The organism is Aequorivita viscosa (genome assembly GCF_900106795.1).
Taxonomy (GTDB): Bacteria; Bacteroidota; Bacteroidia; order Flavobacteriales; family Flavobacteriaceae; genus Aequorivita; species Aequorivita viscosa.
Genome location: NZ_FNNS01000003.1, coordinates 165,496 through 188,552, shown reverse-complemented (window position 1 = coordinate 188,552; position 23,057 = coordinate 165,496). Strand labels below are relative to the sequence as shown.

Annotated in this window: 20 protein-coding genes and 1 tRNA gene; 10 read left to right on the top strand and 11 right to left on the bottom strand. The window is 36.5% G+C overall.

Going from position 1 to position 23,057, the window contains the following annotated elements; translation table 11 throughout:
* Nucleotides 1–22: 22 nt before the first annotated feature.
* A tRNA-Arg gene (locus tag BLW28_RS02795) sits at nucleotides 23–94 on the bottom strand.
* A 114-nt stretch (nucleotides 95–208) separates the two neighbouring features.
* Here BLW28_RS02795 and BLW28_RS02790 point away from each other — a divergent pair.
* The gene (locus tag BLW28_RS02790) at nucleotides 209–697 is read left to right on the top strand and encodes a hypothetical protein (protein WP_073221984.1); all 489 of its coding nucleotides are present in this window, start codon (nucleotides 209–211) and stop codon (nucleotides 695–697) included.
* Between the two features lie 78 nt (nucleotides 698–775).
* Here BLW28_RS02790 and BLW28_RS02785 read toward each other — a convergent pair whose 3' ends face one another.
* From BLW28_RS02785 to hemB, 3 genes are all read right to left on the bottom strand, one after another.
* Nucleotides 776–1,246, bottom strand: a complete 471-nt coding sequence (locus BLW28_RS02785; protein WP_073221981.1) for a hypothetical protein — start codon at nucleotides 1,244–1,246, stop codon at nucleotides 776–778.
* 81 nt (nucleotides 1,247–1,327) lie between these two features.
* Complete coding sequence (locus BLW28_RS02780) at nucleotides 1,328–1,693, bottom strand: hypothetical protein (RefSeq protein WP_073221978.1); 366 nt, start codon at nucleotides 1,691–1,693, stop codon at nucleotides 1,328–1,330.
* Between the two features lie 530 nt (nucleotides 1,694–2,223).
* Entirely contained in the window at nucleotides 2,224–3,213 is a 990-nt protein-coding gene (gene hemB, locus BLW28_RS02775) for a porphobilinogen synthase (RefSeq protein WP_073215087.1), read from the bottom strand.
* 181 nt (nucleotides 3,214–3,394) lie between these two features.
* On the opposite strand from hemB, the gene BLW28_RS02770 reads away from it, so the two are divergent.
* Entirely contained in the window at nucleotides 3,395–6,043 is a 2,649-nt protein-coding gene (locus tag BLW28_RS02770; protein ID WP_073215085.1) for a DEAD/DEAH box helicase family protein, read from the top strand.
* A gap of 221 nt (nucleotides 6,044–6,264) precedes the next feature.
* On the opposite strand, the gene hemF is transcribed toward BLW28_RS02770, so the two are convergent.
* From hemF to hemA, 7 genes are all read right to left on the bottom strand, one after another.
* A complete protein-coding gene (gene hemF, locus BLW28_RS15950) occupies nucleotides 6,265–7,167 on the bottom strand; it encodes an oxygen-dependent coproporphyrinogen oxidase (protein ID WP_073215119.1) in 903 nt (300 codons plus the stop codon).
* 1,333 nt (nucleotides 7,168–8,500) lie between these two features.
* Nucleotides 8,501–9,289 carry an EI24 domain-containing protein gene (locus BLW28_RS02760; RefSeq protein ID WP_073215083.1) on the bottom strand — a complete coding sequence of 263 codons (789 nt, stop codon included), beginning with the start codon at nucleotides 9,287–9,289 and terminating at the stop codon, nucleotides 8,501–8,503.
* Nucleotides 9,290–9,567: 278 nt separating this feature from the next.
* Nucleotides 9,568–10,056, bottom strand: a complete 489-nt coding sequence (locus BLW28_RS02755; protein WP_073215080.1) for a DUF6973 domain-containing protein — start codon at nucleotides 10,054–10,056, stop codon at nucleotides 9,568–9,570.
* Entirely contained in the window at nucleotides 10,057–11,091 is a 1,035-nt protein-coding gene (hemE, locus tag BLW28_RS02750) for a uroporphyrinogen decarboxylase (protein WP_073215077.1), read from the bottom strand.
* A 47-nt stretch (nucleotides 11,092–11,138) separates the two neighbouring features.
* Nucleotides 11,139–11,795, bottom strand: coding sequence for a uroporphyrinogen-III synthase (locus BLW28_RS02745; RefSeq protein ID WP_073215075.1), 657 nt, complete (start codon nucleotides 11,793–11,795; stop codon nucleotides 11,139–11,141).
* Between the two features lie 17 nt (nucleotides 11,796–11,812).
* Nucleotides 11,813–12,727, bottom strand: coding sequence for a hydroxymethylbilane synthase (gene hemC, locus BLW28_RS02740; protein ID WP_073215073.1), 915 nt, complete (start codon nucleotides 12,725–12,727; stop codon nucleotides 11,813–11,815).
* A 2-nt stretch (nucleotides 12,728–12,729) separates the two neighbouring features.
* On the bottom strand, nucleotides 12,730–13,992 hold the full coding sequence (gene hemA / locus BLW28_RS02735) for a glutamyl-tRNA reductase (RefSeq protein WP_073215070.1): 1,263 nt from the start codon (nucleotides 13,990–13,992) through the stop codon (nucleotides 12,730–12,732).
* A 197-nt stretch (nucleotides 13,993–14,189) separates the two neighbouring features.
* On the opposite strand from hemA, the gene BLW28_RS02730 reads away from it, so the two are divergent.
* The 8 genes from BLW28_RS02730 to BLW28_RS02695 all read left to right on the top strand — a co-directional run bounded on the left by BLW28_RS02730 (nucleotide 14,190) and on the right by BLW28_RS02695 (nucleotide 22,984).
* The gene (locus BLW28_RS02730) at nucleotides 14,190–15,101 is read left to right on the top strand and encodes an AraC family transcriptional regulator (RefSeq protein ID WP_073215067.1); all 912 of its coding nucleotides are present in this window, start codon (nucleotides 14,190–14,192) and stop codon (nucleotides 15,099–15,101) included.
* Nucleotides 15,102–15,548: 447 nt separating this feature from the next.
* Nucleotides 15,549–16,028: a hypothetical protein gene (locus BLW28_RS02725; protein ID WP_073215064.1), complete on the top strand. Its 480-nt coding sequence runs from the start codon at nucleotides 15,549–15,551 to the stop codon at nucleotides 16,026–16,028.
* 161 nt (nucleotides 16,029–16,189) lie between these two features.
* Entirely contained in the window at nucleotides 16,190–17,227 is a 1,038-nt protein-coding gene (hemH, locus tag BLW28_RS02720; protein WP_073215060.1) for a ferrochelatase, read from the top strand.
* Nucleotides 17,228–17,562: 335 nt separating this feature from the next.
* Nucleotides 17,563–18,903 carry an MATE family efflux transporter gene (locus BLW28_RS02715; protein WP_073215057.1) on the top strand — a complete coding sequence of 447 codons (1,341 nt, stop codon included), beginning with the start codon at nucleotides 17,563–17,565 and terminating at the stop codon, nucleotides 18,901–18,903.
* A gap of 120 nt (nucleotides 18,904–19,023) precedes the next feature.
* A complete protein-coding gene (locus BLW28_RS02710) occupies nucleotides 19,024–20,109 on the top strand; it encodes a T9SS type A sorting domain-containing protein (RefSeq protein WP_073215055.1) in 1,086 nt (361 codons plus the stop codon).
* Nucleotides 20,110–20,211: 102 nt separating this feature from the next.
* Entirely contained in the window at nucleotides 20,212–20,751 is a 540-nt protein-coding gene (locus BLW28_RS02705; protein ID WP_073215052.1) for a CopD family protein, read from the top strand.
* 178 nt (nucleotides 20,752–20,929) lie between these two features.
* Nucleotides 20,930–22,387, top strand: coding sequence for a sensor histidine kinase (locus tag BLW28_RS02700; protein WP_073215047.1), 1,458 nt, complete (start codon nucleotides 20,930–20,932; stop codon nucleotides 22,385–22,387).
* A gap of 159 nt (nucleotides 22,388–22,546) precedes the next feature.
* Entirely contained in the window at nucleotides 22,547–22,984 is a 438-nt protein-coding gene (locus BLW28_RS02695; protein WP_073215042.1) for a hypothetical protein, read from the top strand.
* The last annotated feature ends 73 nt before the right edge of the window (nucleotides 22,985–23,057 follow it).

Here is a 23,057-nt window from a genome sequence, read left to right as displayed (position 1 = left end):
AAAAGCCTATAAATCAAATTAGTAGCCTCACCAAGAATCGAACTTGGATCTAAAGTTTAGGAAACTTCTATTCTATCCATTGAACTATGAGGCCAGTATTTTATAGCTGTAAATTTAATTAATTTCAAGAAGTCGCAACAGTTTTCATTTCTGAGTTTTAAAGAATATTTCATTAGTTTTACGACAGCACCTAATCTATCAACAGTATATGAAACGAAGTTTTACAGAAGAGCAGAAATTCACGCGGTGGTGGCTTTGGATTATTTTAATAGGAATTGGTGTCTTGCCGATATTTCCGATTTTTAAACAGGTAAGTAATGAAGTAGAAGTTGCAAGTGAAAATTCTTTTGGCTTTGCATTTATTATTTTTTCGGTTATTATTTATGGGCTAATTGCATTGTTTTTAGTTGTGAAGCTTAAAACCGAAATTAACCAGAACGAAATCAGAATGAGCTTCTTCCCTTTTGTAAAGAAACAAGTTGGTTGGAGCGAAATAAAAACTGCTGAAGTCGTAAACTACGGATTTGTTGGAGGCTGGGGCATCCGGCTTGGGACGGCTTATGGCACGGTTTACAATATAAAAGGAAACAAAGGTTTGGCAATTGAACTTACAAACGGAAAGAAATTTTTAATTGGAACTCAAAAAGAAACCGAAATGAAAAAAATGGTCGAAGAAATTAGAAGTCAAAATTCATAGTTCTTTCACAACGCACTAGAACATAAAAAACCGCTTCAGAAATTAATTTTGAAGCGGTTTTTTGACTTTGAGACTAATCTATGAAGCTTTTAAAAGGGGTCTTACCGAATTTTCCCAACGCTTGGCATCTTGCAAGCAAACAAACGGATCTTTGGTTAAACCAGATTCATCGGTTTCAGAATAAAACTGAATTTCGTGTTTTCCTTGTTTATCCATAAGTTCAAGACCTACCCAGTCAAGCGTTTTTTCATTCTGCTTAATACTTTTAATACGGAAATCCTTTACTTCTTCTAGATTCACAATTCTGAAATCGTCTGTTACGTTTTTTGCAGATGAATAAACAAGTTTTTTAGTCCCTTCATCTATACCAATAACCAAATTGCCAATTACATCAATATTTTTTAACGTAATGCCTTTGGCTTGTGAAAGTTCGGTTAACGATTTTGCAATTTTTTTGTTTATATTTGAGGCATTAATAATCATATAAGCCAATGGGATGAATATTAACAACACGATAATAACCCCAACAATAGTTGAATCAAATTTCATAATGAATAATTTTAAGATGAATAATTTAAATAAGTAAGGGTTTGAAAATCAATTCAAACCAACGAAATAATCATCTAAAAATTACCAGAAGAAATGAAAGGGAAATAAATATTGAAAAATGAGTTCCCGTTTGTCTTTTAAAGAAAAAGAACAATGAAAAGTAGAAAAATCATTTATTTGGGAAAATTCCTGTCGTGAATAAAACACCCCAACTTGACCAAAACCAAAATTTTCATTTTGAGAAATAGTTTGGGAGGCCTCTCCAATGGAAATTTCATTAAAGAGAAAAGGTTTCTCCTGAGTGTCTTGCTGAAATGAAGAGGCTACTTGTTTGTTACCATGAAAATCATCACCGAGCTTAATACTAGCCACCGCTTCATTTCCAAAAAGGAAAAAAACAGCAACTACTGCTAGTAACTTAGATAGATGTTTTTCAAAATGTTTCACGAAGCAAATGTATGTCAAAAATGTATTTGAATATGATAAAATATTTATAATTCTAGAGCCAATCCTGTCCTAAATAAATTTTGTTGTCCATTTGAAAAGTTTTTTAATTTTTTTCGACCTCTTTTCTTTTTTGCATCGCCCAAAAAAGAAACAAAAAAGTCTAGGCTGACGAAACTTTATCTAAATTTATCATTCGGCAGCTAAATTTTAGGAACTCGCTTTGATATTTCTTGCTAAATATAAAAATTTATAATGCTCAAACAGCCTAAAATTTTTAACGCTGCTCTCATTTCAAATTTTACGATAAATTTCCGATAGGCCGATTTGACATTTAATTTTCAACCCCTTAAAACATTAAACCTCCAAAAATATTAATAAAATAAGGTGTTTTGCAGAGATTAGTAAAAACGTTTAGGACGCTATTGTTCTAGAGCCTAAATATTTTGTTTAGAAACCTTCCAAGTTTATACATTTAAAACTATTCAAAATGGAAATATATAAATTTGGAAGGTCAAAAAAACAAAGCGTATTTACGAAATTAATTTAACCACATCTTTAGCAAAGTAGCTCGCAATCATTGAAGCACCTGCACGTTTTATAGCGGTAACTTGTTCCATCATAACAGCATCGTGGTCTAACCAACCTTTTTCAGCGGCCGCTTTTAGCATAGCATATTCTCCGCTTACTTGATAAACAGCGACCGGAACGTTTACAGCATCCTTTATTTCACGAACTATATCTAAATAGCAAAGTGCAGGTTTTACCATCACAATATCTGCCCCTTCGTCAATATCCATCAAAGTTTCACGAATGGCTTCTTCGCGGTTTCCAAAGTCCATTTGGTAGGTTTTTTTGTCCTTTGGAATATCTTTTGAATCCACAGGAGCCGAATCTAAAGCATCTCGGAAAGGTCCGTAAAATGCTGAAGCGTATTTGGCACTATACGCCATAATTCCCGTATCGAAGAAACCTTCGTCTTCCAAAAGTGTTCTGATTTCAAAAATTCGTCCGTCCATCATATCGCTTGGCGCAACAACATCGGCACCAGCTATGGCGTGACTCAAAGACATTTCAGCCAAAACGGCGCTACTATCGTCGTTTAACACTTTTCCATCTGAAATAATTCCGTCGTGACCATAAACTGAGAAAGGATCTAAGGCAACGTCGGTCATCACAAGCATTTCGGGGACCGCGTTTTTCACTGTTTTAATGGCGCGTTGCATTAATCCATCAGGATTTAATGCTTCCTTTCCAGAGTTATCTTTCAGGGTATCATCAACTTTTACAAAAAGCAACACCGATTTCAGTCCGAGTTTCCACAGTTCTTTTACTTCCTTTTCAAGTAAATCCAAACTTAGACGATAGTAATTCGGCATAGAAGCAATTTCTTCTTTTACACCTTTGCCTTCCACCACAAAAAGCGGCACGATAAAATCATTTGGACTTATAATTGTTTCGCGAACCAAACTTCGCATACTTTCACTGGTTCGTAATCTTCGGTTTCTTCTTAATGGGTACATATCTATATAGATTTTAGATTTGAGATATTAGACATTAGATTGAAAATGGTATCTCGAATTTATTTTTGAATTTATAGCCAAGTAGGAACAAGGTTTTTAGCGTTCTATGAAACTGAACAAAAGTCCCTATTTTTGGCGTTGCAAATTTACCAATATAATCTGAGCCTTTCATAAATTGAGCATGCTATCCACCTCACTTCTATTTAAATTTTCTTGGCGTAGCTATCAACAGCGTTTTTTGGAAGGTTTTCCTGTTCATTTAGAAGATAATCACTTGCACGTAGTGGCGCCACCTGGCTCGGGAAAAACCGTACTTGGCTTGGAGATGGTGCGAAGAATAAACAAAAAAGCACTCATCCTAGCACCTACTTTAACCATTCGAAACCAATGGCACGAACGTATGTTAGAGTGTTTTATAAACGGCGAAAATTCAATTTCAATAACATTCGACTTAAAGAACCCAGAAACGCTTACTTTTTCAACCTACCAATCTTTGCATTCCTTTTATAAAAATGAATTGGAAAGTTCGGAAACGAAATTGCTAACGTTCTTTGAGAATGCAGGAATTAAAAACTTGGTTTTAGACGAAGCCCATCATCTAAAAAACGAATGGTGGAAACCTCTTTTTAGTCTCAAAAAACTTCCAGATTCCACCTTAATTTCCCTAACCGCCACACCTCCTTATGATAGTGATGCAAGGGAAATAGCAAAATATTTCGAACTATGTGGCCCGATTGATATGGAAATCGGCTTGCCAGAATTGGTGAAAGAAGGCAATTTGTGTCCGCATCAGGATTATATTTATTTTTCTAAACCACAGCAGGAGCAAATTCGATATATCATTAAATATCGTGAGCAATTGGTAGCGTTTGTTTCTTCCTTAAAAGCTAATGAAGAATTTAGGAAATTTATTCTGAAGCATCCGTTTTATGCAGATACTGAAAATTCGATAGAAGCTGTTTATGAGCAGCCAGATTTCTATTCGGCAATTCTCATTTATTTAAATTCAATTGATTTTAAAATTCCATTGGAGAAAATCGAATTATTGGGAGCGAAACCAAAGGACATAACCTTTCCCTCACTTAGCTATGAATGGGTCGAAGCTCTTTTACAACCTTTATTGGTTGGTGAGAGGGCACTTTATATTGAAAATGAAAGTCTTCTAAATGCTATTGAAAAAGACCTAAAGAAAATTGGAGCTTTTGACAAAAGGCGTGTAAACCTTGTAGGCGAAAGCAATCTTTATCGTTCCCTTTCCCAAAGTCCAACGAAGCTAAAAAGCATAGTAGAAATCGCAAGAATTGAAGCCGATACTCTTGGAAATTCGCTTAGGATGGTGATTCTTTCAGATTATATACGGAAAGAATTTCTCGATTTTAAATATGGTGATTCACTTTCAGAAATAAACAAATTGGGCGTGATACCAATTTTCCAATATTTACGAAATGCAATAAGAAATGATTCCGATTTATCACTTCAGAAAAGTAAATTGGCGGTACTTTCAGGCTCTTTGATTTTAATTCACAATTCGTTGGTAGATGAATTGACTGCCAAAATTTCTTTAGAAGCTTTTTCGCAATCCATTTTGTGGGACACCGAGTTTCTTATCATTACGCCGACTGCGAGTGGAAAAAAGGAAATGGTTAGCGCAATGACCCAGCTTTTTGAAGAAGGATTTATTGAGGTCCTCATCGGCACTAAATCATTGTTGGGAGAAGGCTGGGATGCACCAGCAATCAACACGCTTGTTTTGGCATCTTTTGTAGGTTCCTTTGTAACTTCCAATCAAATGCGCGGGCGGGCACTTCGCGTAAATCCTTTAGAACCCGAAAAAGTTGCAAACATTTGGCATCTCGCTTGCATTGATCCAACCAGTGAAATTGGTGGGGCAGATGTAGAAACCTTGTCGCGAAGATTCGATGCTTTCTGCGGAATTTCCCTTGAAGGAAAACCATTTATTGAAAATGGAATCGACCGATTGGGAGTTACTAACCAGGTTTCCGAAATAGATGTAATAAACGATAAAATGCAATCTCTATCCCGTAATCGTAAAAATGTAAAAGAAAGATGGGAAACAGCTTTGGAAAAGGGTTCAATTTTAATTCGAGAATTGAAACTGGATTTTGCCAAAGAAAAATCCTCCGGTAAACCGAAAAAACTTTATTTCCGCGATCTGGTTAAATATACTTTCATAGAACTTACTGCATTGATATTAATAACCTTACCAGAACTTTTCATAAATAATTTTTTCACTTTAATATCAAAAGGAGTACTTGCATTTTTTTATGCCGTAGTAAGTGGAATTGCCATACTTTTTATTCCAAAAACATTTAAAGCCCTTAAATTATACCTTAAATACGGAAGAAGAGATAAGCAGTTGGGTAAAATCGCAAATGCCTTAAAGTTGGCGATGATTGAAAAACAAATTATTAAAACTTCTCCGAATGACATTGAAGTAGTCATTGAAGAATTTAGTCAAACTGAAATAACCTGCTTTTTACAAGGCGCGACGGTAAAGGAAAGTCTTCTTTTTATAGATTATTTGGAAGAAATTATCTCCCCTGTTGAAAACCCGCGTTACATAATCACCCAAGCATCTTGGTTCAGAAACTTATTAGGGCTTTCAAATTATTACACGGTTCCAAAGATATTTGCCGAAAGAAGAACAGACGCCGATGTATTTTTCACCAATTGGAAAAAGTTCAATAAGAGCGCAAACCTTACGTTCACAAGAAATCCTCAGGGTAGAAAGCTATTGTTAAAAGCACGATTTCATTATTTTCAGGAGGACAACAATGTACGTTCGAAAAAGGCATTGATTTGGAAATGAACCTTTTCTAAAAAATGAAAACCCTTATCCTGCAAGGTCTTGAGGACCTTGTAGGTATAACCGGAATTAACAATCATTATTATTTCAACCTGAAGGTTAAACCCAGTAAACACCTACAAGGAGCCCGCTGAAAAAGCGGGAACACCTTGCAGGAGTAGGACCTGATAGATGTTTGGAAAAGACCTACAAGGAGGCGTCCTTCGTCGACAACACCTTGCAGGTCAGACCCAATTTTTCGGGTTTTTTAATACTTCGACCAATTTTTCTTCCTCGCTTCCTGGCTCCGGATGATGATCATATTTCCATTGAACGTGCGGAGGCAAGCTCATCAAAATACTTTCAATTCTTCCATTGGTTTTTAGGCCGAACAAGGTTCCTTTATCGTGAACTAGATTAAATTCTACATAACGACCACGACGGATTTCTTGCCAAATTCTGTTTGCATCAGTATTAGGAAGATCTTTCCTTTTGTCCACAATAGGAACGTAACATTCTAAAAAGCTATTTCCTACTTCGGTTACAAAATTATACCAATCTTGCATCTTCATCTCCTCAGTTTGCTTCAAATAATCAAAAAACAATCCTCCTACTCCACGAGCTTCATTTCGATGTGAATTCCAAAAGTATTCATCACAACGTTTTTTGTAGGTGTCGTAAAATTTAGGAGAATGTTTATCACAAGCGGTTTTACAGACTTGGTGAAAATGCTTGGCATCTTCTTCAAAAAGATAGTACGGCGTTAAATCCTGTCCGCCACCAAACCAGCTGTCCACGATATTACCAGCAGAATCATACATTTCAAAATAGCGCCAGTTGGCATGTACGGTTGGCACCATTGGGTTTTTTGGATGAAGTACTAAGCTAAGCCCACAGGCAAAAAAGTCAGCGTCTTTTACGCCGAAATACGCTTGCATGCTCTCAGGCAGTTTTCCGTGAACCTCACTGATATTTACACCGCCTTTTTCAAAAACGTTTCCGTTTTCAATAACACGGGTTTGTCCGCCTCCGCCTTCTTTGCGAACCCATATATCTTCTTGGAACTTTGCTTTCCCATCAATTTCTTCCAAAGCGGAAGTGATTTGATTTTGTAGGTTTTTTATGTATTGTACGAATTGTTGTTTCATAGTAATATTAGGGTTTAGACCTACAAGGAGGTCTCCTTCGTCGACAACACCTTGCAGGTCAGAGGCTCCTTCGTCGACAACACCTTTCAGGTCAGAGGCTCCTTCGTTGACAACACCCTGCCTGTTCGGTGGGCAGGATTGCCGTTCTGGGGCCCCATTATCTACACGATCTTCAAAGTCAGAGTTTCTCTCTTCAAGATGTTCTGCAGTTTTCCTATCAGAGGTTTTTCCTGCAAGGTGTTCTCCCGCTTTTTCTGCAGGGGCTCCTTGTAGGTCTTCCCTTCCCCCTAACTCCGCGTTAAAATTAATCCCCCCTTTATGTATAAATGCCATGTTTTCTACCGAATCAAAAATATTCTCAATTACATATTCTTTTGAAAGTTTAAAATATTCTGGTTGATTATCATTCAAATAATGGTGAAGCGAGGAAAACTTATAGTTCGTATAATCCTGAATTTCTTCGGGATTAATATGAATATAAATTAAGAGATTTCTTAGATATCTTTCGTCAACTATTTTTTTTCGCTTAAAGTGTTTTTCAAATAAACTTCCGGTTCGCCCACTAAATTTATTAAATGCTTTTGCATAGGCATTAAAAAAATTAGACATTGCTTGGGTGAATTCTTCTGGTTCCGATTCTACTCTAATCAAGAAGTGAAAATGATTATCCATTAAACAATAGCCAAAAACCGATACTCTCGGAGCAACATATTTACCGAACAGTTGAAGAAAATATCGTTTGTTTTCTTCTGTTTTAAAAATATTCGTTCCATTTATGCCACGGTTGTATATATGGTAATAATGGGATTGTTCTATTGTTTCTAGATTCATAATTTAGCTGTTATTATACCTACAAGGTCTTGGAGACCTTGCAGGAAGTCTTGGAGACCTTGCAGGAAGTCTTGGAGACCTTGCAGGCAGTCTTGGAATGAGTTGTCTCTGTTTCTAGATTCATAATTTGGCTATTTAATATACCTACAAGGTATTGACTTGTTCGCCGTTACAGTTGAGTCCGGCAGGAAGACCTTGCAGGAAATCTTGGAACCCCGTCCAGCATGCGGGTTGGCAATTGAGCGTTTTTCCTGCAAGGTGTCGTTTTGCTTTTTCAGCAAAACCTCCTTGTAGGTCTGCACCCAAAATGTGTTTTTCTTTAATCTTTATTTGAAATGTGGTAATAATGAGATTTTTCTAGATTCATAATTCGGATGTTATAAAACACCTACAAGGTCTGACTTGTCCGTCGTTACATTAAAGTGCTGGAATAAGACCTTGCAGGAAGTCTTGGAATGAGTTTGCTTTGTTTCTGATTTCATAATTGGGCTATTTAATATACCTACAAGGTCTTGGAGACCTTGCAGGAAGAAATGTTCAGCTTTTTAGATTTCTCCAAAACTCTTAAGGTTTCTGTGCTCGCCGCCGTCACCGATAGTGGCAGCACTAAAATTATTCCTACAACAGGAATTAAAAGCATGAGCATAAAGACAATTCCATTACCGATGGCCAAACCTCGGTTTTTACGGACAAACTCAATGCTTTCGGAATATTTAAAATGCCGTTCTAAGGTGTAATCCATATTCCCGAATCCTGCGTAATAGCTCTGCACTAAAAATAATAGAACAGCAGAAACAATCCCGATTACAGGTATAAATCCTATCAAAAGAATCGGAATCGTAAATAGCAATTCCATCATTAAATTTCGCACATTTATTCTCACACCACGCCATAATTGCGACGCGTTTGATGTGTTTCGGTGGTTGTGGGCTGATGCTATTCCGTATAAGTGCTTTTCAATTTTTTCTGAAACGGGACTCATAAAAGGTGCGCTCAGAGCCATTATAATATGGCGATAGAGCATCAATCCTAATGCGATAATAATCAGTGCGCCAATAAAATTGCTGATGACTCTAAATGTTTCCGCACCCCATTCCCAAAACCATATTTTTGAAATGTAAATGCCCAAATCATCATTCAGGCCCCAAGCTAAAAAACCAATTAACACCGCAGTTAAAAAACTAATCATCATTGGAATTGCAAAATACTTCCAAAGCTTCAAAACACCAATGAGCTTGAATGCATCTGTGTATGCCGTTATGCCTTTTAGGATGTTTTTCAGGACTGTCATTCCAGTTTTCACCTTTTTTGGATTTGGTTTGTATCAATGGCCAGCAGGATTTTTAAGGCTTTTAAGTTATTTATTTTTATACCTACAAGGTCAAAAAGAGACCTTGCAGGATGTTCCTAACTGTTAGGTTTATTCTTTAATTATTCTTCAATATAAACCAAGACGCTTTTTAAATTTTTAGTGTCTTCGACTGTTTGAATTTATCATTAGACTGTATTAACACTTACAAAGTCATTGAGATCTTGAAGGAGGCTCCTAATTGTTAGATCTCTTCTTTTTTATTCTTCAATAAAAACTAAGAAGTCTTTTAAATTTTCAGTTTCCTCGACTGTTTTAATTTGCACTGCTTCTTCCAATTTCACCTTTAAAAATTCAATTATCTTCTCTTCGGAAGCATCTTGCAGTTCGAGATAAAGTTTTCTTCCCATCATGTTATTATGCAAATCCATTTCCATTTCTAAAGGGGGATTTGGCATTAGGGTTTCGTGCAAAGTGGTAATTTTATCAGACCATTGCAAGGCTTTTTCGTCTGTTTTTACAATTTTAAGCACACGTTTGGCTATTAAAATATTCCATAAAGCGTGTCTAAATGCATTGGCTTTATTATCGCCATGATGTGTATGTCCATATATTCTGTCGCAAATTTGCATAGTATGCAATGTGGCTTGGTTGGTTGGCATAACCAAAAATGGATTTTTAACTCCTATCCAAGCAAGTCGCCAGAGCTTGGAAAATTTTAGCTCCCATATTCGCGACAGAATTTTCATTTAGTCGGCTTTGTATTCTTTTACAGCTTCAATAAAAGCACCCGCATTTTCTAATGGAATATTTGGCAAAATTCCGTGACCTAGGTTTACGATATAACGATCTTTTCCGAATTCGTCAATCATTTGTTTGACCATCTTTTTTATTTCAGAAGGTGGGCTAAACAATCTAGTTGGGTCAAAATTGCCTTGAAGTGTAATGTTTCCACCAGTTAAATAACGTGCATTTCGAGGAGAACAAGTCCAATCGACACCTAATGCAGACGCGCCACTTTTTGCCATAACGTCTAAGGCAAACCAGCAGCCTTTACCAAAAGCTATAACCGGAGTTTCATCTTTTAAAGCATCAATTATCTGCTGAATATATTTCCAGCTGAATTCCTGATAATCCGTTGGAGAAAGCATACCTCCCCAGCTATCAAATACTTGTACTGCATTAACGCCGTGTTTTACTTTTTCTTTGAGATACAGAATAGTAGTATCTGTTATTTTCTGAAGTAACTCGTGTGCGGCTTCAGGCTGTGTAAAACAAAACTGTTTGGCTTTGTCGAAGTTTTTGGAACCTTGACCTTGAACGCAATAACACAAAATTGTCCACGGACTTCCTGCAAAACCAATTAAAGGAACCTCATCGTTAAGTTTTTCCTTTGTCATATCGATGGCATCCATCACGTAACCTAACGTATCGTTGATATCTGGAACAATTACTCGCTCCAAGTCTTTAGCAGAACGGATAGGTTCTGGAACCCAAGGGCCAAAATTAGGCTTCATTTCTACGTCTATGTTCATGGCTTGTGGAATCACCAAAATATCACTAAACAAAATAGCAGCGTCCATGCCGTATCTGCGAATTGGTTGCACGGTTATTTCACTTGCCAATTCTGGAGTTTGGCAACGGGTGAAGAAATCGTATTTTTCTTTGATTTCCATAAATTCTGGCAAATATCTTCCAGCCTGTCGCATCATCCATACCGGCGGTCGCTCTACAGTTTCGCCACGGAGCGCTTTTAAGAATAAATCGTTTTTTATAGCTTTCATAGGTTTAGTTCAAGATCCCAAAAATTTTTAAAACCTTTCGGATCTGGTTATTTTAAAATTTTTACTGTTCTTGCAATCACACTTTCCACCGTTGTGGAATTTGAAATCACTACTTTATCACTATATTTTTTTGCTTCTTGAGCGGTTGTTGTTCCTATACACACGGCAACTGAATGAATTTTAGAAAGATTGTTTTCCTCATAAAAGCTTCTCACGCCACTTGGACTGAAAAACAGGATTGCCTCAAATTGTCTTTCAAATTTTTTAGGACTTAACGTTGTTCTATAGACTTCTATTTCTTTAAAAGCAATGTTATTTTCTTTTAATGCTGAAGGAATTACATCGCTTCGAATATTTCCGCAGAAAAAATGGAATGAATCCTTTTTGTGGTTTTTTACAAGATATTCCGATAGTTCTGAAGCATATTCGGTCATTTTAATCACTTTTTGACCATTTTCTTCTAAAAGCGCTTTTGTCTTTTCTCCTACGCAGAAACAGTTCTCGACTGTGCTCGAACGGACATCATCGAAAAATGATTTAACTCCATTTTGACTTGTAAAAATAGCATTTTCAATAGTTTGAGGAGAATCGAAAGGAACAAATTCAATGTGAATAGCGTTGTATTCTACTAAAGAAACCCCCGCATGTATTAACAAATCCCTCTGTGAGGGACTTAGTTTTTTGGTGGAGAGAACGCTTTTCATAAAACACTATTTACCTATTATTTTCCTGTATGCTTTTTAATCTTCACCATTAATTCCTTTCCACCATTTTTCAAAATAGATAACGCACATTCTTTCCCAAAACCTATATACTCACTTATTTCGATATCTTTTTCTATTTCGAGCATTTCTTTGCCATCCAAAGAAAACAGACATCCTTTAAACAAGATTTTATCTTCTAAAATTTTGGCAAAAGCTCCAATTGGCGCGGTGCAACCACCTTCCAAAGTGTTTAAAAACTCTCGTTCTATATGCGTGCAGATTTGAGAAGCTGTATGATTTAATTTTGAAGTGGCTTCAACTGAAAACGGATCGTTCTCCATAGCCACAATAACCATTGCGCCTTGTGCTGGCGCGGGAATCATCCAGTCTAATGAAATAAATTTTTCAGGCAAAACGTTAATTCTTTCTAAACCAGCTTTAGCGAAAATTGCGCCTTCCCATTTATTGTCTTTTAGCTTTTGAAGTCGCGTATTTACATTGCCGCGTAAATCTACAAGCTTATGATTTGGATACCTGTGCAACCATTGCGCTTGCCTGCGTAGACTGCCTGTGGCTACGGTGCATACTTTTTCAAAATCTACATCCGTTTCGGTTACTAAAATATCTTCAGAAGTTGCACGCTCTAAAACGGCGGTCTGAACTATTCCTTTTGGTAAGAGTGTTGGTACATCTTTCATGCTATGCACTGCAATATCTACCATCCCGTTAATCATTGCTATGTCCAAAGTTTTCGTGAAAATACCTGTAATGCCCATTTCGTAAAGGGGTTTATCAAGGACTAAATCGCCTTGGGACTTTACTGGGACTAATTGGGTTGAGTAACCCAATGCTTCAAGTTTGGTCTTTACGGTGTTAGCCTGCCAAAGTGCAAGTTCACTATCGCGGGTTCCAATTCGTATTGTTTTTTTCAATGTTAGACTGTTTCAAGTTGAAAGACCCGTTTTATAAGCTCAATACTTTCTTCGGAGCCTTCCTCGCCTTTAAGGTGGTTGGCAAAGTGGGTCGTGATTTTTTGGATAAGACGGTTGCTGATTATCTCTGCTTGTTCTTCGTGGAAACCGTCAATTTTTTTGCGTTGATAATCAATTTCACCTGCTTTAATTTCTGCAAGTTTTATTTTCAACGCTTTTATAACTGGCGCAAACTTTCGGTTTTCTGCCCATTGGTTAAATTCGGTTTCAATCTCAAAAATAATTCCTTGAGCCAAAGGCAGTTCTTTAGCGCGTTGTTCCAAAGTTTGATCTGTTAATGCAGATAATTCGTCTAGATGTATTAACGTTACCATTTCATTTTCCAAAACATCTTGTGAAACGTTTTTCGGAATTGAAAGATCTAGAATTAGTAAGGGCTTTTTTAAGTACAAAAGTTCCTTCGAAATTGTTGGTTGCTGCGCTCCTGTTGCAACAACTAGGACATCGGTTTGAGCAATTTCACTTTGTATATCGGCATAATCCTTAACAATAAGATCGAATTTACCTGCAACTTTTTCAGCCTTGTCCTTAGTTCGGTTAATAAGGGTAATATTTTTGTTTTTGGTGTGTTTAATCAGGTTTTCGCAGGTGTTTCTTCCAATTTTACCTGTTCCGAAAAGCAAGATGTTTTTATCTAAATCCTGCTCTAAATGTGACATAATATATCGCACAGCCGCAAAACTAACCGATGTAGCACCTGAAGAAATCTCGGTTTCATTTTTAATTCGCTTACTAGCTTGAATTACCGCATTGGCTAAACGCTCCATAAACGGATTCATTAATCCGTGTTTTTTTGAAGAACGAAAACTGTTTCGAAGTTGGCTTATAATTTCAAAATCGCCCAAAATCTGACTATCAAGACCTGTTCCTACTTTAAACAAATGCGAGATAGCTGCACGATTTTTGTGCACATAAGCAACTTTCTCAAATTCATCAATAGATCCGTTAGTGTGTTCACACAATAACTTGATAAGTTGGAATGGATGCTCGGCAACGCCGTATAATTCGGTACGGTTACAAGTAGAAATGATACTGAGAGATTGAATACCGATAGCCTTGGCATCTTTCATAATTTGCTCCCTTGCAAAATCATCTATACTGAAATGTCCGCGTACTTCGGCATCCGCTTTTTTATAGTTCAATCCAATAGCATAAAAGGTGCCTTTGGGAGAAGTCTGTAAATACGAGTGAGAATTATTTTTCATATCAAAAAGAGAAAGACAAAAGTAGGGGCATTGTTTTTCAAAAAGTAACGCTAGCGGTATCTTTTGTGTCGCTCTGTGTTAAAAATCAGTCAAAAATGACATTCGTCATACTTTAATGCCCTAAATTAGCGGTCTAGGTACAAAACTACGAATAATTTATTTAGAACAGTTCTAAATAAAAAAGCATATAAAACACCATGAAGTTTCAAAAAAATGTCGCTCAAAGCCCCTCTTCAAATGAAGTTGGAGTTTACGGAGAAACTGTCATTGAGCCAGGTTTCTACATATTAAAATTTAATAATGAAACCAATGATAATCAAACTTTTAAACGAGAGGTGAGCTCTAATTTCATTCAATTTCATTTCTGCATAAAGGGTTCCGCAATATTTAGTTTTAACGAAGGAAATTATGTGCTTCCGTTAAAGGAAGACAATTCGTTATTGCTCTATAATCCGCAACGGGACCTTCCACTAAATCTTTCGCTTCAAAAAAATTCATGGGTGCTGTCCATATTGCTTCCCATTAATAAATTCCACAGTTTGTTTTCTACCGAAGCAAGCTACATAACATTTTTAAGCGAAGAAAATAAAGACCGGAAGTATTACAAAGACGCACAGATAACACCTTCGATGGCTATTGTATTAAATCAATTAATGAATTACAGCCTGCACCCTATCATAAAACCTTTGTATTTTAAAGGAAAGGTTTATGAGCTTCTCAGTCTTTATTTTAACAGACCTGCCGATGCAGATATTGAGCAATGCCCGTTTTTGGCAGATGAAGATAATGTTTCAAAAATCAAAAAAGCAAAACAGATTATCGTTTCCCGAATGGCTGAACCTCCAACTTTACAAGAACTGGCCGACGAAATAAACTTACCAATTAATCGACTCAAAGAAGGCTTTAAACAAATTTATGGCGATTCGGTTTTTAGTTTCTTGTTCGATTATAAAATGGAAGTTGCCCGACAGTTATTGGCCACAGGCATCCACAACGTGAATGAAGTTGGACTGAAGGTTGGATACAGCGCATCTAGCCATTTTATTTCGGCCTTTAAAAAGAAGTTTGGCACTACGCCAAAAAAGTTTTTAATGAGTTTGAATGCTTAACAAAATGTCTTAACCATGATTATTAGGATTAAAGGATTGCTTGATTAAAATTGTGCATATTATTAAAATCATGTCATCAAGATAATCAGGAAAATCAAGGTTAAGACGAGGGAAAATGTCTAAACCATGATAATTAGGATTAAAGGATTGCTTGATTAAAACTGTGCACCTTATCAAAATCAAGTCATCAAGTAAATCAAGGTTAAGACGGGGAAAAATGTCTAAACCATGATTATTAGGATTAAAGGATTGCTTGATTAAAATTGTGCACCTTATGAAAATCAAGTCATCAAGACAATCAAGTAAATCAAGGTTAAGACGAGAGAAAATGTCTAAACCATGATTTATAGGATTATAGGATTGCTTGATTAATCCTATGCACCTTATCAAAATCAAGTAATCAAGCAAATCAAGTTTAAGACGAGGAAAAAATATATAAAGTAAAAAATGAAAAAATTCCGACTTCCTAGAAAAACCAAAAAACGACTGAGAAAAGGGCTCTGGTTTTATCCGCCAGATGAAAAGGGAGGTTCCTTGATGGCAAGCCCTTACCGTTCACAAGAAGATTATGACGCTTATAAAAAAGGCGAATTGCGAAACTTGGGAGTACAACACAATTCCCGAAAACACCAAAATGAATTCAGAAATAAAATAGATAAGGAAATTAAGGTTACTGATGACGTTTTAAAAAATTACCTGGACGATTTAATGGCGAAGGAATTTAGAGATTGGGCATTTAATATTTTAGTGAAAGCCAAAAACCATCCAAAAGCAAAGTCTTCATATTACAATTTTGTCAACGCCTATCTTTTACACAAAAACGATGGTTCTTTTGGAAATGTTGCCTGCCTGGCGGTAGATAGGGCTGAAGAACTATTGAAAAAACGGTATGATCCATCGAAGAAAAAGCAAATTACCTTGAAATGAATTTTCTATAGATCACAATCTTTGTGTCGATAAAACTTAATAATTTCGACACGGTTACTCTTAATTCTGTCATGTATAAAACCTCCAAAGTTTTTAAAATTTTACCCCTTGAGCAATCCCTTTTAAAACTGTAATTTTGCCAACACTAAAAAAATGCCCCTATGAAAGGAGTTCTCCTAGTAAATCTCGGTTCGCCCGATAGCACCGACCCGAAAGACGTAAAAAAATACCTTGATGAATTTTTGATGGATCCAAGAGTGATTGATGTTCCTTTTTGGCTTCGAGCATTCATTGTAAGAGGTATCATCCTCAATACACGACCAAAAAAATCAGCCGAAGCCTATCAAAAAATTTGGTGGCCTGAAGGTTCGCCTTTAATTGTTCTTTCGGAACAACTTCAGGGAAAAATTCAGAATAAAACCACGATTCCTGTTGCTTTAGCGATGCGTTATGGTAGCTTGACTTTGAAGAAAGGTCTTCAGGAATTGGCAGATCAGGGTATCGATGAAGTTTTAACAATTCCACTTTATCCACAATTTGCAATGGCAACTACAGAAACCATTGATGTAAAAGTTGAAGAACTCCAAAAAGAGTTTTTCCCGAAGATGAAAATCACATCGCTGCCAGCATTCTATAAAAAGCCCGAATATATTGAGGTGCTTTCAAAAAGTATTGCAGAAGGGCTGGAAAATGTAGATTACGAACATCTCATTTTTAGCTATCACGGTGTACCGGAACGACATATTTATAAAAGGGATATTACAAAAAGTCATTGTAAAATAGACCGCAGTTGCTGTGTTACCCCTTCACCAGCTCACGAATTTTGCTATAGACATCAGTGCCTTAAAACTACCGAATTAGTCGCCGAAAAACTCAATCTTAAACCCGGAACTTATACCAATAGTTTTCAATCTCGTTTAGGGTTTGATCCTTGGTTAAAACCCCCAACAGACAGGACTATTGAAAGAATGGGACTAGAAGGCGTTAAAAAACTCGCTGTCGTTACACCTGCCTTTGTTAGCGATTGTTTAGAGACTTTAGAAGAAATAGCCATGGAGGGCAAAGAAATTTTCCTTGAAGCTGGCGGGGAAGAATTTACTGTAATCCCTTGTCTGAACGTACGCGATGATTGGGCTGAAGTTTTAACCGGTTGGATTGATAATTGGCGTATTGTAGATACTAAAACTGCAATTGCGTAATTATTGCTTATTCTGAATTAGTCTTGCCCAATGAAGTTTTAAAACCATACCACGACCAAACAAAAGACTTGTTTTTTTTCGAGCTAGACATTAGGATAATTTGATTAAACTATTTTCGCAGATATAATTTTAATATCCTACTCGGAAGTAAGTTGTGACTCAAGAACCAAACTTCAAGCGCGCATGCTATTTGGCTATACAGAATTATGTGATATGCTAGGCGAATATTAAATTTGTCTATTGCAGTTTTTATAAGATGCCAATTGACTTTGCCTATACCTAAAGGGAGCCAATATTTTTATTGACGGATAAAATTGAAAAGATAAATATTAGCAATGAGTAATAAGTCAACGGCTCTTGGAACCGAACCCATTGGGAGTTTATTGATCAAGCAAGCTGTCCCAGCATCTATCGGAATTTTAGTGATGTCCTTGAACATTTTAGTGGACACCATTTTTGTTGGAAATTGGATAGGCTCAATTGCCATAGCTGCAATAAATGTAGTGCTTCCCATTTCATTCTTCATTGCAGCTTTGGGAATGGCTATTGGCATAGGTGGATCCTCCATCATTTCCCGTGCCTTAGGATCTGGAAACAAGGAAAGAGCATTAAAAACTTTCGGTAACCAAATTAGTTTAACAGTTTTGCTCACGAGTGCTATGGTATTCTTTGGGCTTTTGTTTATTAATGAGCTTATCCCAGCATTTGGAGGAAAAGGCGACATCTTTGAACCTGCAAAAATTTACTATCGCATTGTGCTCTACGGAGTGCCATTATTAGCGTTGAGCATGATGGGAAATACGGTGATTCGCGCAGAGGGCAAACCGAAATTTGCCATGATTGCGATGATCATTCCTTCCTTCGGAAATTTGATTTTAGATTATATTTTCATCTATAAAATGGATATGGGAATGGCAGGAGCAGCCTGGGCTACTACTATTTCATACGGCTTGAGCTTCCTTTATATACTGTATTTTTTCGTGAGTAGTAAATCGGAACTTAAAATTAGTTTACCTCATTTCGGACTTAACTTATCAGTTCTCAAGGAAATGTCGGCACTCGGATTTGTAACCCTGGCAAGACAAGCGGTTGTGAGTGTTACGTATCTTTTAATGAACAATATTCTGTTTGATATTGGTGGCGAAGCATCAATAGCTTCTTACGGAATTATCGCGCGAATGCTCATGTTTGCACTCTTTCCAGTGTTAGGAGTTACGCAAGGTTTCCTACCTATAGCTGGATATAATTATGGCGGACAACAATTTGAAAGAGTCCGAGAGAGTATAAACAAAGCAATTCTCTACGCAGCTGGATTGGGACTTCTCATCTTTATTTTAATAATGACCTTCCCAGAAACTATTGTGTCGGTATTTACCAACGACGGTGAAATTTTATCCAAAACACCACATTATATGCGATGGGTATTTGCGGCAACGCCAATTATTGCAATCCAATTGATAGGTTCTGCCTATTTTCAAGCCATTGGAAAAGCCGTTCCAGCACTGCTACTCACCTTAACGCGACAAGGATTCTTCTTTATTCCTTTAATATTTATATTGCCACATTATTTTGGCGAACTCGGTGTGTGGATTTCCTTTCCCGTGGCTGATGTACTTTCAACCATAGTTACAGGTTATTTTTTAAATAGAGAAATTAGAAAAACCCTGAAAGAATAACCTTTAATAATAAACTAGCACTAGAGTTTATTTCTTATTCAATTAATTCACAAAAAAAGAGTGAATAATCGCAAATACCAATCAATTTTTTCAATATATTTATGTTCTAAATTATTGGTTATGAAAAAATTACTACTTCTTTTATTTTCCTTTTTTTTAACAAATATCGTACTGTCACAGCCTGCAGATATGCTTAATGAAGTTTTCAATTTAAAATATTTACATGTAGGAGATACATATTATACGCCTAATGGAGAAAACCCAAATGTGGCTTTTTATGAACTTCCTGGAAGCTACGTTATAGAAGCCGATGGTATTTTTAACACCTTGAATGCAGGTGCTAATTTTGATGGAAATACAGTTACGCTTCACTCCTACGGCATTACACTACACGATTGCGTGGAAACAAATTGTTATTATGAAAACCTCTATTTTTATGAGGTGTTGAAAACTAACAATATTAATTCTAAAACGCTCACCTACATTTATAATGAAGTTAACGGAATTAAATATTTAACCCTCACTGATGCAGATTTTAATACAGCCTATTATAGCACTGCACCAAACGAAACACCAAACCCGTTACTATTTCAAAATTGGTATTTATATAAGTCGGAAGCAGATGTTGGTAATCCCACTTTTTATACAGGTCCCAACCCGCCACAGCTCTCAATAGACTCAAATTTAAGCTATACCGGTGTTGAAGATTGTTCTATTATAAGTGGCAATTTAATTTTTAGTGAAGGAGAATCGGGCGATGAGTTTATACTCCAATCCCGAAATTACAATAATGATGAAAGCAACTGCACAACGGGCTCTCCAAATTATGTACTTAATGAGTTGGAATGGGGACTGCCGTTAAGGAGTTTGGTTTACGAAGGAAATGATGGCATAGATTATTTTCAATATGAATATTTTCCAGGATTTATCTATTACTTCAGAAATACCCTAATTCTGTCAACTCCAGAACATCAAACGAGTAATTTGTCCATTGTTCCGAACCCAGTATCAGACAAACTATTTATCGAATCGGATTTAGATGAATTAAATTCGGTTATCATTACAGATATTAACGGAAGAACAATCCTTTCAGAAAACACTAAGAATTTAAAGGAAGTGGATGTGTCAAACTTAAAATCGGGGTTATATTTTATACGAATTGAATCGCCTTCTGGAAATATTACGAAGAAATTTATCAAAATATGAATTGTGTTTTCTGATGCAACTTCTATAAATCAATATATTTCAAAACGAGTTTGTCTAAACCGAAAAGCTTAATTTTGCATTAGTTTTTTGTAAAAAACCTCTATGGACGATTCCTACTTGTATATAAAATCCCTACACCTCATCTTCATTGTCACGTGGTTTGCTGGCCTTTTTTATATTGTACGCCTATTTGTATATCAAATTGAAGCCTTTCAGAAACCTTCTCCTGAAAAAGAAATTTTAGGAGACCAGCTTAAAATAATGGCTTCCCGACTTTGGAATATTATTACATGGCCTTCGATGATTCTTGCGGTTTTCTTCGGAATTTGGCTGCTTTTCATAAACAGTGCATTGATGTATCTCCCTTGGATGCAGGTAAAATTGGTTTTTGTTGTCTTATTAATTTTCTACCAATTTAAATGTCATCAGATCTTTAAGCAACTCCAAAATGATGTTGTAAAGCACTCCTCAAACTATATGCGGCTTTTTAATGAGGTGCCAACGCTCATACTCTTTGCGGTAGTTTTTTTAGTTATTATGAAAAACACTGTCAACTGGATTTATGGAACCGTTGGAATTTTCGTGTTCGCAATTATGTTGATGATGGGCTTCAAAATTTATAAACGAATTCGAGAAAAGTAATTTGGCCTCGACTCTGCCTGCCTGCCAAAGGCACGTAGATAGGCTCGGCCACCACTCTTTGAACGCAATCGAAATGCCTGCATTGAGCGAAGTCGAATTGTTGGAATTTGGATTTTAAAAATTTGGTGCTTATCAGGATGGTTCAATTATTGTATCTTTCTTCCTCAAAAAAATGTAAATGTATTTTTACAAAAGATCCCTTCGCACCCGAATTTTTCTATCCATGCTCTTATTGGTTGTGGGCGCATCGGTGCTTATCGCCATTGTTACCGTTTATCAATACCGGAAAGAGGCGGAAGATTATCATCGCGATCGACTTTTGCGAAAGGAATCGGCAATTCGGGAAAACATTAACTATGTTTTAAAAACAACGACTTATCCTGTTGAAACAAAACAAATTCCGTTGATTTTTAAAGAGAAGATTTACGAAATAAAGGATATTCACAGCCTCGAAATACTCCTTTATGATTTGAATGGAAATCTCTTAAAATCGTCAAGACCTTCGTTTTTTAAGGACACGGTTTCTCCAAAGATGCCCGATTACGCCTTACAATCACTTCAAAATTCACCAACAAAAAGTTATATAAAAGAATTTGAAGAAGACGGTCAGAAGTACCAATCTTCCTATACGTACATAACAGACAGCTATTTTAAACCGTTGGCAATTCTCAATTTACCCTATATTGAAGACGATGGTTTTCTTACCAAAGAGCTTAAGGAATACCTCTATCGCTTAGCTGTAGCCTACTTTTTTATGCTGCTGGTCGCTATTGCTTTGGCGTATTTTCTTTCAAAATACATTACCCGCTCCTTGAAAGAAATTAGCGATAAACTGTCGAAAACTAGATTTCATACCCGAAACAATAAAATTCATATTCACGATACATCCGAAGAAATTGCAATTCTTGTGAATTCTTATAACGGAATGATAGATGAATTAGAGAAAAGCGCTGCCCAACTCGCCGCCAGTGAACGCGAAACAGCTTGGCGTGAAATGGCAAAACAAGTTGCGCACGAAATTAAAAATCCGTTGACTCCAATGCGACTTACGGTTCAGAGTTTTCAAAGAAGATTTGATTGTAATGATCCTGATATTGATCAAAAAATGGAGGAATATACGCAAACCCTGCTGCAACAAATCGATACGTTAAGTTCAATTGCTTCAGCTTTTTCAACCTATGCGAAGATGCCAGCACAACAAGATGAAACATTGAATGTTGTGAAATTCGCCAAATTGGCTTTAGATATTTTTAATGAAGATTATATCTATTTCTTTTCCGATGAAGAGGAAATCCGAGTACGCTTTGACCGAACTCAGCTTATTCGAGTGGTTACCAATCTGGTAAAAAACAGTATTCAATCTATCGAACAAAAAAACAGCACCGACCCTCGGGTTGATGTAATCGTTAAAACAGTAGGAACCTTCGTAAACATTGTGGTTACCGATAATGGCATTGGTGTTCCCGAGGAAAACAGGGATTTTATTTTTGAACCGCAATTCACCACCAAATCCAGTGGTATGGGCCTTGGCTTGGGAATGGTAAAAAACATTGTTGAAACCTACGGCGGTACAGTAACGCTTGAATCATCGGAGGAGAAAACTACATTTACGGTTTCGTTCCCGGCAATGCTTTAGAAAAAAATAATTTTGAATAACCACGGTGCTTTAGCCCGTGGCACAAAAGATAAATACGCATACGGCTTTAGCCAAACTTTAGCATTGAACTCGTTACAAACCCCAAACCTTTCGGCTCACTTTTTGACATAGTTTTGTTCAAAATAATTCTTCTGAAAAATGAACCACATTCTTTTAACCATAACACTCCTTTTTTCCTTTGCATTAAACGCACAAGCCTATATTAGAGAAGGAAAAGGGGATTATAATACGGTTTTATACACGTGGGACGGTAAATATTTAAGACAAGGAAAAGGAGTTTACAATACTGTTCTTTTCACCGTGGACAATAAATATATTCGTCAGGGAAAAGGAGATTATAATACGGTTTTATCTACTTGGGACGGAAAATATTTGCGGCAAGGACAGGGCGACTACAACAACGTTCTCTACACTTGGGATGGAAAGTACATTAGACAAGGTAAAGGCGACTACAATACCGTATTATACACCTACGACGGAAAATACATCCGACAAGGAAAGGGCGATTACAACACGGTTTTATACACTATCGAAGGGTATCTTCCTATTGAAATATTGTTATTTTTGATTTTATAAAAAAAGAAAAGTCATATCCTAGAGTCACACAAAATCAGTTTGAAGCAATCTACTTGTCCTTTGACCAGAAAGC

Excerpts from the sequence above, each read along its gene's own strand:
- BLW28_RS02705 (WP_073215052.1), top strand. The coding sequence starts at position 20,212 with ATGGACGATTCCTACTTGTATATAAAATCCCTACACCTCATCTTCATT.
- hemH (WP_073215060.1), top strand. The coding sequence starts at position 16,190 with ATGAAAGGAGTTCTCCTAGTAAATCTCGGTTCGCCCGATAGCACCGAC.
- BLW28_RS02715 (WP_073215057.1), top strand. The coding sequence starts at position 17,563 with ATGAGTAATAAGTCAACGGCTCTTGGAACCGAACCCATTGGGAGTTTA.
- hemB (WP_073215087.1), bottom strand. The coding sequence starts at position 3,213 with ATGTACCCATTAAGAAGAAACCGAAGATTACGAACCAGTGAAAGTATG.
- BLW28_RS02710 (WP_073215055.1), top strand. The coding sequence starts at position 19,024 with ATGAAAAAATTACTACTTCTTTTATTTTCCTTTTTTTTAACAAATATC.
- BLW28_RS02785 (WP_073221981.1), bottom strand. The coding sequence starts at position 1,246 with ATGAAATTTGATTCAACTATTGTTGGGGTTATTATCGTGTTGTTAATA.
- BLW28_RS02730 (WP_073215067.1), top strand. The coding sequence starts at position 14,190 with ATGAAGTTTCAAAAAAATGTCGCTCAAAGCCCCTCTTCAAATGAAGTT.
- BLW28_RS02745 (WP_073215075.1), bottom strand. The coding sequence starts at position 11,795 with ATGAAAAGCGTTCTCTCCACCAAAAAACTAAGTCCCTCACAGAGGGAT.
- BLW28_RS02790 (WP_073221984.1), top strand. The coding sequence starts at position 209 with ATGAAACGAAGTTTTACAGAAGAGCAGAAATTCACGCGGTGGTGGCTT.
- BLW28_RS02700 (WP_073215047.1), top strand. The coding sequence starts at position 20,930 with ATGTATTTTTACAAAAGATCCCTTCGCACCCGAATTTTTCTATCCATG.
- hemE (WP_073215077.1), bottom strand. The coding sequence starts at position 11,091 with ATGAAAGCTATAAAAAACGATTTATTCTTAAAAGCGCTCCGTGGCGAA.
- BLW28_RS02770 (WP_073215085.1), top strand. The coding sequence starts at position 3,395 with ATGCTATCCACCTCACTTCTATTTAAATTTTCTTGGCGTAGCTATCAA.
- BLW28_RS02760 (WP_073215083.1), bottom strand. The coding sequence starts at position 9,289 with ATGACAGTCCTGAAAAACATCCTAAAAGGCATAACGGCATACACAGAT.
- BLW28_RS02695 (WP_073215042.1), top strand. The coding sequence starts at position 22,547 with ATGAACCACATTCTTTTAACCATAACACTCCTTTTTTCCTTTGCATTA.
- BLW28_RS02755 (WP_073215080.1), bottom strand. The coding sequence starts at position 10,056 with ATGAAAATTCTGTCGCGAATATGGGAGCTAAAATTTTCCAAGCTCTGG.
- BLW28_RS02725 (WP_073215064.1), top strand. The coding sequence starts at position 15,549 with ATGAAAAAATTCCGACTTCCTAGAAAAACCAAAAAACGACTGAGAAAA.
- hemA (WP_073215070.1), bottom strand. The coding sequence starts at position 13,992 with ATGAAAAATAATTCTCACTCGTATTTACAGACTTCTCCCAAAGGCACC.
- hemF (WP_073215119.1), bottom strand. The coding sequence starts at position 7,167 with ATGAAACAACAATTCGTACAATACATAAAAAACCTACAAAATCAAATC.